Here is a 790-nt window from a genome sequence, read left to right as displayed (position 1 = left end):
CAGCGCGGCGGCAGGGTCACCGAGCCGTGCTCGGCCGCGAGCTCGCCGCGGATCACCTTGAACAGGGTCGACTTGCCGGTGCCGTTGCGTCCGACCATGCCGACGCGCGATCCGGGCGTGATCTGAACGGAACTCTGGTCAATCAGAAGGCGTCCGGCGAGACGGATGGAGAGGTCGGTAATGGACAGCATGCGGCCTTGTCACCGCAGGCGGGGTCAAACGCAACCCGTTTTTCCGGGCCCGCTGCTCAGTGCGGGTCGCGGTCGCGCCGCTCCAGCTCGTTGAGGAGCTGCTCGAGATGTGTGGGGAGCCGGGGCTCGGGCCGCAGGCTCTGCTGGAGCCGTTCGCCCACGGCATCGCAAATCGATCGGCTGGTGCGCCGGTCCATCTGTTCGCTGTCATCGGCAAAAGGCCCAGCCATCGCGCGGTTCCGTGGGTTCAAAGTAAAGTCACGATACCAAGTCATTGACCCCCAAAATGGTTTCGCCCCTTCTTGGGGATCATCGGCATTCTCGTCAAAATTGCATGAATCCCGCGATATCCGCTCAAAATGCGGAGCCCCGGCGGGGGGATCGCCGGGGCTCCTCTTGGAAGGTACCTGTGGGGGGCGCAGATACCCTTTGGTCTTTTGGTAAGGTGCTGTCGGGCTCAGTAGCAGCGGTTGATCATCCGCCAGCGGGGTCCCCAGGGGGTCGGGACCAGCCGGCGCACATAGCAGCCGCCATAACCGTAGGAGACGGGGCCGCCGGCATAGAAGCGCGGTCCGCCCCAGCCGCGGCTGTGGTGCCAG

At 65.2% G+C, this 790-nt stretch carries 2 protein-coding genes and 1 pseudogene; all 3 read right to left on the bottom strand.

The features are described from left to right. Window positions 1–191: ATP-binding cassette domain-containing protein (locus MOV75_RS40285; protein ID WP_247008406.1), on the bottom strand; the 191-nt coding region annotated here is incomplete at its 3' end. Window positions 192–247: 56 nt separating this feature from the next. Further along, complete coding sequence (locus tag MOV75_RS40280; RefSeq protein WP_247008404.1) at window positions 248–421, bottom strand: hypothetical protein; 174 nt, start codon at window positions 419–421, stop codon at window positions 248–250. Window positions 422–648: 227 nt separating this feature from the next. Further along, window positions 649–790, bottom strand: a pseudogene (locus MOV75_RS40275) (sulfur globule protein precursor); the annotation flags it as partial.

It is taken from the genome of Bradyrhizobium sp. PRIMUS42 (assembly GCF_023006515.1).
GTDB lineage: Bacteria > Pseudomonadota > Alphaproteobacteria > Rhizobiales > Xanthobacteraceae > Bradyrhizobium.
Note: the sequence above shows the minus strand (reverse complement) of the source record. Positions and strands in the feature narration are given on the sequence as shown.